The sequence below is a fragment of the Pseudomonas citronellolis genome (assembly GCF_029335315.1).
Classification (GTDB): Bacteria; Pseudomonadota; Gammaproteobacteria; order Pseudomonadales; family Pseudomonadaceae; genus Pseudomonas; species Pseudomonas citronellolis_A.
Genome location: NZ_JARJLT010000111.1, coordinates 23,050 through 31,062 on the forward strand (window position 1 = coordinate 23,050; position 8,013 = coordinate 31,062).

6 protein-coding genes are annotated in these 8,013 nt (G+C 71.6%); 1 reads left to right on the plus strand and 5 read right to left on the minus strand.

Annotation, left to right across the window (positions count from 1 at the left end; translation table 11 throughout):
- Positions 1-22: 22 nt before the first annotated feature.
- The 5 genes from P3W75_RS09505 to hflK (P3W75_RS09525) all read right to left on the minus strand — a co-directional run bounded on the left by P3W75_RS09505 (position 23) and on the right by hflK (P3W75_RS09525) (position 6,656).
- On the minus strand, positions 23-2,017 hold the full coding sequence (locus tag P3W75_RS09505; RefSeq protein WP_430765355.1) for a cation-translocating P-type ATPase: 1,995 nt from the start codon (positions 2,015-2,017) through the stop codon (positions 23-25).
- A 12-nt stretch (positions 2,018-2,029) separates the two neighbouring features.
- The gene (locus P3W75_RS09510) at positions 2,030-2,527 is read right to left on the minus strand and encodes a hypothetical protein (RefSeq protein WP_276227121.1); all 498 of its coding nucleotides are present in this window, start codon (positions 2,525-2,527) and stop codon (positions 2,030-2,032) included.
- A gap of 100 nt (positions 2,528-2,627) precedes the next feature.
- Complete coding sequence (gene hflK / locus P3W75_RS09515; protein ID WP_276227122.1) at positions 2,628-3,653, minus strand: protease modulator HflK; 1,026 nt, start codon at positions 3,651-3,653, stop codon at positions 2,628-2,630.
- The gene (gene hflC, locus P3W75_RS09520; protein WP_276227123.1) at positions 3,646-4,680 is read right to left on the minus strand and encodes a protease modulator HflC; all 1,035 of its coding nucleotides are present in this window, start codon (positions 4,678-4,680) and stop codon (positions 3,646-3,648) included. The genes hflK (P3W75_RS09515) and hflC overlap by 8 nt, the downstream gene beginning before the upstream one ends.
- Entirely contained in the window at positions 4,677-6,656 is a 1,980-nt protein-coding gene (hflK, locus tag P3W75_RS09525) for a protease modulator HflK (protein ID WP_276227124.1), read from the minus strand. Before hflK (P3W75_RS09525) ends, hflC begins: the two co-directional genes overlap by 4 nt.
- 212 nt (positions 6,657-6,868) lie before the next feature.
- Here hflK (P3W75_RS09525) and P3W75_RS09530 point away from each other — a divergent pair, with 212 nt between their 5' ends.
- A complete protein-coding gene (locus P3W75_RS09530; RefSeq protein ID WP_276227125.1) occupies positions 6,869-7,867 on the plus strand; it encodes a D-cysteine desulfhydrase in 999 nt (332 codons plus the stop codon).
- The last annotated feature ends 146 nt before the right edge of the window (positions 7,868-8,013 follow it).

Consider the following 8,013-nt stretch of genomic DNA (forward strand, 5'->3'; position numbering starts at 1 on the left):
TAGACGCCATGGCCGCTGCTCCTCAGGCGCCGACCGGCGGCCCAATGGGTTCATCCGGGCGCGCCTGGCCGTGGCTCTCGTCGAAACGCAGCAGGCTCTCGTCGAAGCGCAACAGGCGCCCGGCGTTGCCCAGCACCAGCAGGGTACTGAGGTTGTGCAGCACGGCGGCGATCATCGCCCCGGCGGCGCCGAGCAGGCCGAAGGCGGCGGCCGCGACTATCGCCAGGGTCCAGCCCAGGCCGATCGCCACGTTCACCTGCAGGGTGCGCCGGCACTGGCGGCTGAGCCGCACGCAGGTGCCCAGGCGGCGCAGGTCGCTGCCGATCAGCACCACGTCGGCCGAGGCCAGGGCGATGTCGGCGCCGCCGGCGCCCATGGCCACGCCGACCACGCCGGCCTTGAGCGCCAGCGAGTCGTTGATGCCGTCACCGACCACCAGCGGGCGGAAGCCCTTGCGAATTTCCTCGCCCACCCGGCGCAGCTTGTCTTCCGGCAACGCCTGGGCGCTGACGTCGCCGATGCCGACCTCGCGGGCCACGGCGTCGGCGACGCTCTGCCGGTCGCCGGTCAGCAGCAGCTGGCGGCCCAGGCCCAGCTCACGCAGCTCGGCCATCGCCCGCGGCGCTTCCGGGCGCAGGCTGTCGGCCAGCAGCAGCCAGGCGCGGAAACGCCCGTCCAGCGCCAGGCCGGCGATCGGGCCGTCGTGCTCGGGCACCGCCGGGGTGGCGATGCCCAGCTGGGTGAACAGTTCGGGGCGCCCGAGGGCCGCTTCGCCCTGCGCGGTATGGGCGATCACGCCCAGGCCCTGGCGTTCGCGGATGTCTTCCAGCGGGTGGTAGGCGTCGTGCTCAGCCAGCGCCGCCAGGGCACGGCTGACCGGGTGGCTGCTCGCCGCGCCGAGGCTGGCGGCCAGCCGGCGCAAGGCCGCCGGGTCTTCGCCGGGCTCGCCGCGCAGCGCCTGCAGGCGCAGGCTGCCGTGGGTCAGGGTGCCGGTCTTGTCGACCACCACCGAGGTCAGGTCGGCCAGTTCCTCGAGGAACGCCGAGCTGCGGATCAGGATGCCATGGCGCGCCGCCACGGCGATGCCGGCGATGGCCGTGGCCGGCGCCGACAGCACCAGCGCGCAGGGACAGGCGGCGACCAGCACGGCGAGCATCGCCTGGGCGTCGTTGCTGATGAACCAGGTGACCGCGGCGATCAGCAGCACCAGCACCATGTAGCCGCCGGCGTAGCGTTCCAGCAGGCGGGTGATCGGCGGCTTGGAGCGCTCGGCGCGCTGCATCAGCGCGATCACCTTGCCGAGGGTGGATTCCTCGCCGGTGCGGGTCACCTCGATGCGCAGCAGGCCGTCGAGGTTGATCGCGCCGCCGTAGACTTCCATCCCCGCGCGCGCTTCCAGCGGCACCGATTCGCCGGTGATCGGCGCGGTGTCCAGGCTGGCCTGGCCGTCCAGCACCCGGCCGTCGGCCGGCACGCGGTCGCCGGCGCGCACTTCCACCTGGTCGCCGGCGCGCAGTTCCGCGTTGTCCACCGCATCCACGCCGCCGTCGGCGCGCAGGCGCCGCGCCTGGCTGCGGGTCAGCCGGCCGAGGGCCTCGATGGCCTCCTGCGAGCCGATCACGCTGCGCTCCTCCAGCACGTGGCCGAAGATCATGATGATCGGCAGCAGCGCGGCGGTCAGCAGGTCGCCGCTGGCCCAGGCGCCGAGCATCGCCAGGGCGATCAACTGGTCGGTGATGCCGTGCAGGCTCGGATGGCGCAGGCTGGAAGCGGCCGAGCGCAGCACCGGCAGCGCCACCAGCAGCGAGGCGACGCCCAGCAGCATCTGCGCCACGCCTTCCTGCTGCGGCGCCAGCCAGCGCCAGAGCAGGCCGAGCAGCAGCAGGCCGAGGGCGACCATGGCCAGGCTCAACTGGCGCGCCGCGGCGCGTTGCTCGTCGCGGCTGAGCATGGCCCCGGTCAGGTGGCCGTGGCTGTGGCCGTGGTGATGGCCGTGATGGTGGTGGTGTGCGCTCATCTGCAACTCAGGTCATTGGGTCGACGCGGTCTGGTCATCCTTGAGGATGGTCGCCCGGGGTGGGAAGCGGGTGTCCGGGCGCTTCACGTATTCGCTGGCTTCGGCCTCGGTCAGCACCCAGATCTGGTTGACCTGGCCGCTCAGGCCGGTCTTGAGCGCGACGAACTTGTCCTTCAGCTGCGGCATCAGGCCGTTGACGATGAACAGGTTGTTCTCGTTGCGGATGCGCACCGAGACGGCGACCGGGTAGCTCACGGTCTTCTGGTACAGGCCAAGGCTGACCACCTGCTTGAGCAGGTTGGGCTTGGGCCGCTTGAGGGTGATGACCGGGAAGCTGGCGCTGTCCACCACCCCCACCAGCATCCCGCTGGGCAGCTCGCGGCCGGCCTCGGCGGTGCCGGCGCAGAGCAGCAGCAAGGCGCCCAGGGCCAGCAGGCGCGCGCCCAGGCCGCGCCAGCGATCGAGCCCGCGCGGCGCCGTGGAGGAGTGCTGGAATGCGACAGCGTTCATGAGTGTCCCGCCCTATGTATTGTTCTCGGAGTTGTGATGTCGGGCCTGCGGCCCCTCCGCGAGCCTAGCGCGTCCGTGTGACATCTGTCCGCCCATTGCTTCACGGCTGCGGCCCCTGGAGGATCAGGTGGCCGGCGTCGCGCGGGTCGACGGTGGTCACCGAGCCGGCCCTGGCGAGGATGCCCGGGACCCGTTCGCGGTACAGCCGCAGCGCCAGGCCGGGGTCCTGGCTGCCGGCCAGGCTGGCGATGGTGGCGGTGTCGGTGCGCGCCTTGGCCAGGCGTTCGCCGGCCTGGGCGTGGGCTACCTGCAGGGTGCGGTCGGCGGCCTGGGTGGCGGCCTGGGTCTGCCGCGCCGCGTCGTTCTGCGCGGCGGCGACGTTCTGCTCGGCCATCTGGCTGGCGGTGAGCACGGCGTTGAAGGCGCTGACCGCATCGCGCGGCAGCGACGACTGCACGTCCACCCGCTCGATCTGCACGCCCAGCCCGCTGCCGGCGGCGGCCAGCGCGGCGAGGCTCTGGTTGACGCCCTGCTGCAGGTCGCCGCGCAGGCGTTCGCGGCGCTCGGCCACGGCGCTGTCGCTGCCGACCAGTTCGGGGCGGGCGACCAGGATGGTGTCCAGGTCGCGGGCGGCGCACACGGTCACGGCGTTGCGCTCCACCAGGCGATCGAGCGCCGGCAGCACGTGTTCGCCCTGCAACACGAAGGCGTAGGGGTCGACCACCTTGTAGAACACCCGCACGTCCAGCTGCACCACCCCGGCGTCGCCGGTCAGCAGGTAGCCGGAGCCGGCGGTGGCGTCGTTGGCCAGGCTGACGTCGAGGTCGGCCTTCTGCGCCTGGGCCGAGCGCAACAGGGTTTCCACCCGACGCTCGATCACCCGTTCGGCGGCCGGCAGCATCACCACCTGCTCGAAGGGGCGCGGCCAGGCCAGCAGCAGGCCGGGGTTGGCGATGCGCTGCAAGGCGCCCATGCGCAGCACCACGGCGCGGCTGTCGGGGCCGACCTGGCGCACGTTGGACAGCGCCCAGCCGGCGGCGGCCAGCAGGGTCACGCCGTAGAGCGCGATGAACGCCAGGCGCCCGGCCTGCAGCCAGGGGCTGCCGCCCTGCTCGCGCTCACTCATGCTGCGCGCCCGCCTTCGGCGCCGGCAGTTGCGGCGGGCCGTCGACCAGCACGCGGAACGGCGCCGCGTCGGTGCGCAGGACCAGGCGGGTGCCGGAGTTGACGATGGTGCCCAGGGTGTCCAGGGAGCGCAGCAGGTTGTACAGCTCCGGCGAGCCGGCGTAGGCCTTGGCGTAGATCTGCGCCGCCTCGACGCGGGACTGCGCCTCGATGTCGGCGGCCTTGACCGTGGCGTCGGCCTGCAGGATGCGCGCGTCGCGCTCGGCGGCGGAGCGAATCTCGGCGGCCTTGCGCTTGCCTTCGGCGGTGCGCTCGGTGGCGATGGTCTCGCGCTCGGCGCGCATGCGATCGACGGTGGCGCCGAGGGTCACCGAGGGCAGCGTCAGGCGCTCGATGCCGACCTGCTGCACGCGCACGCCGTAGGTATCCAGCAGCTGCTTCTCGATCTGCGCGCGCAGGCGCTGCTCGAAGTCGGCGATGCGCACCTTGGAACCGTCGGTGTTCACCAGGTCGGCCAGGTCGAAGCCGCTGGCGGTGGTTTCCAGCGCCGAGCCGACGAAGGTGCGGATCTGCCGCGCGGCCTCGTCGGGCTGGTTCTGCACGGCACGCATGAAGCGCTGCACGTTGTCCGCGTCGGGCTGTACCTGCCAGGCCACGTAGGCCTGGACGATGATCCGCAGGCCGTCGCGGGTGCCGACGTCCTGCAGGCCGCTGGAGGTGGTGCGCAGGCGCAGGTCCACCGGGATCGCCGCCTCGAAAGGCACCGGCAGGCGCCAGGCCAGGCCCGGCTGCAGCAGCACCCGCGCCGGATTGCCGAACCGGGTGATCACCGTGGCCTCGCCGGAGCGCACCTGCACCAGGCTGGCGGTGGCGGCGGCGAACAGCACCAGCAGCGCGGCCAGGCCGGCGCGCCGCCAGGGGAACGGCGTGGCGGCGTGGTCGTGGTCATGCTCGTGGTGGTGGCCGTGGTCATGATCGTGATCGTGATCGTGGTGACCGGCGTGGTCGTGCGGGTGCGACGAACTCAAGGGACGAGCTCCTGTTTGGCCGGCTTGCGCGCCGGGTCGAAGGGCGCGGCGAGGAAGCCGCGCAGGTCGAGGGTCGGCGCTTCGGCGGCGCCCAGGCGGTGGTCGACGATCAGCGCGCTGGCTCCGCCCAGGCCCTGCCCGAGGCGGGCCAGGTACTGTTCCAGCAGGAAGGCCTGGCCAGCGTCCTGCCAGGCCTTGCGCTCGGCGCCGAAGCGCAGGTCGGCGGCCTGGGCCGCGGCGAGGGTCTCGCGGGCGTCGGCGTTGGCCTTGTCCACTGCCTGGCTGGCGGCCAGGCGGGCTTCGTTGGTCTGCTCGGCGGCCTTGCCGCGCTCGCGGGAAATCAGCGCCTGGGCGGTGATCTGCGCCGCCTGCACGGCGTGGTAGGCATTCGCCGCGCCGGCCGGCGGGTGGATCGCCTCGACCACGGTGGCGAGGATTTCCACGCCGCTGTGCAAGCCGTCGAGGTCGGCCTGCACCGCCTTGCCGATGTCCACCGCGAGGGCCTCGCGCTCACCGCCGAGGACACTGTCGAGGGTGCGCGAGGCGAAGTCGTGGACCAGCACGCGGCTGGCCGTGCTGCGGATCAGCGCCGGCACGTCGGCGCTGTTGTAGGTGGCGGCCAGCGCCGCGGCGTCGTCCAGGCCGATGCGGTAGACGAAGCGCACGTCCATGTTGACCACCTGGAAGCTCTGCTTGCCGTCGGCGGAACTGGCGATCACCTGGGATTTCTCGCTGCGGTGCGAGGCGTCCCACAGGCGATTGGCGCCCTCTGGCGCCGGGCCTTCGGCGGCGCTCGGCTGGTCGGCGGCGGCGGAATCGCCGGACGTGGCCAACTCGTGGATCACCCCGTTCTCCACCGCGATCACCCGTCCGAACGGCCACGGCAAGCCGACATGCAGGCCCGGCTGGAGCACCGCCTCGGGCTTGCCGAAACGCTCGTAGACACCCCGTCCATCCAGGGCGATCTCATGGACGCCGCTGAGCAGCCAGCCCACCAGCGCCACCAGCGCGGCCACCGGCAGGAAGGCGCGGCGCATGAAGGAGAACGCCCAGATCTGCCGCAGGTCGATGCCGAAGCGCTGCTGCAGCTCGTCCTGCAGGAACTCCAGCGGGCGCGGCGGCCAGCGCAGTTGCCCGGCCAGCAGGCTGCGGGCGACCAGGCGCGGCTCCTCGCGCTCACGCTGCGGCAGGAACGCCGAGAAGATCGCGCGCAGGATCAGCTCCAGCGCCACCGCGGCGGGAATCAGGCCGATCAGTACCAGCAGGCGCACCGGCCAGAGGTTGTCGGCGGAGGCGAACAACAACCCCGGCAGCGACAGCAGTTGCACGGCGATGACCATCCGCAGCAGCGGCGCCAGGCCGGCGGCCTCCGGCCACTGCGCGTCAGTGTTGGCGGCAAGATGGCGCTCTAGCACCAGCAGGCCGAAGGCGCCGAGCAGCAACAGGCCGGCGCCTATATAGGCGGCCTGACCGAGATCGGCGCCGGGCAGTGCCAGGTTCCAGCCCGCGCGGATCACCAGCAGCGCGGCGCAGGACAGCCCGGCCAGCCAGAGCGCGCCGAGGCCAATGCGCCGCAGCAGCGAGCGAATGCCGCGGCCGATGCCATCGAGGAAACGGTCATAGGCGCTCAGCGCCTCGGGCGACGCCGGTTCTTCAGGGGCGGCATTGCGCCGCAACCAGCCCGACCCGATGGCCCCGCCCTCCCCCAGCGCCCGCGCACGCCAGGCGTCCACACGCCAGCCCGACTGCGCGGCGGCGGCCAGCAGGAGCAAGGCAGCGGCGTTGTTGCACAACAGTGGAAGCCAGGGCGAGGCGGCAGCGAACAGCCCGATGAGGATCGCCAGCAGGAACAACAACCCGGCCAGCAAACCGCTGCCCAGGGCCAGGACGAACAGGCGCCGGGCATGCGCGGCGGCCTGCTGGAAGCGCGGCAGCGCATGCAGGTCGTCGCCCGCGGTGTCCAGGTCGACTCGCATCTACACTCCAGAGGCGGCCACGGAACGGGCCAGCCGGTACATCGGTGACGGTGCGCCGGCGGACGGCGGCGCGGAAACAAAATGTAACCTTATAACAGTCGGCGTGAAATTCTCGTCGACTGCCGCCCTAAAGAAAAGCCCCGCGAGCGAATTGCCGCTCACGGCATCGCGATTTATCTTGGCGAACCGACCAAGCATCCCGAGGCGCCTCGATGAGCTCCCTGCACGACTCCCTCGCCCGCTTCCCGCGCCTCGACCTGATGGGCCCCGTCACCCCGCTGGACAAGCTGGAACGCCTCTCGGCGCTGCTCGGCCGGGAAATCCTGGTCAAGCGCGACGACGTCACTCCGCTGGCCATGGGCGGCAACAAGGTGCGCAAGCTGGAATTCCTTGCCGCCGACGCGCTCAAGGTCGGTGCCGACGTACTGGTGACCGCCGGGGCGATCCAGTCCAACCATGTGCGCCAGACCGCCGCGGTCGCAGCGCGCCTGGGCCTGGGCTGCCTGGCCCTGCTGGAAAATCCGCTCGGCACCGACGACGCCAACTACCTGGGCAATGGCAACCGCCTGTTGCTCGACCTGTTCGGCGCCCAGGTCGAAGCGGTCGCCAACCTCGACAACGCCGATGCCCTGCTCGAACAGGCCTGCGAGCGCCTGCGCGGCCAGGGCCGCAAACCGTACCTGGTGCCCATCGGCGGCTCCAATGCACTCGGCGCCCTGGGCTATGTGCGCGCCGGCCTGGAACTGGCCGAACAGGTGCGCGCCAGCGGCCGCCGCTTCGCCGCCGTGGTGCTCGCCTCCGGCAGCGCCGGAACCCACGCCGGGTTGGCCCTGGCGCTGGCCGAGGCGTTGCCGGAAACCCCGGTGATCGGTGTCACGGTATCGCGCAGCGAGGCGGCGCAACGGCCCAAGGTCGAAGGACTGGCGCAGCGCACCGCGGAACTGCTCGGCCGGCCCCTGGCGGCGCACTTCGCCGTGCATCTGTGGGACAGCTACTTCGGCCCGCGCTATGGCGAACCCAACGCCGACACCCTGAAGGCGTTGCGCCTGCTCGCCTCCAGCGAAGGCCTGCTGCTCGACCCGGTGTACACCGGCAAGGCCATGGCCGGCTTGCTCGACGGCGCGGCCAACGGGCGTTTCGCCGACGGCCCACTGCTGTTCCTGCACACTGGTGGCGCGCCGGCGCTGTTCGCCTATCCGGCGTTTCTGTGAATTCAGACAAGTTATATTAGATTGATAATTTATTATTTTATTGCATAACCATTGACCCCCTATAGTCGCCCGGCCTACTAACCTGCTTGAAAGACCACGAACGAGGGCAACCATGAACGTCTCCATCCTGCGACGCGGTTTCATCT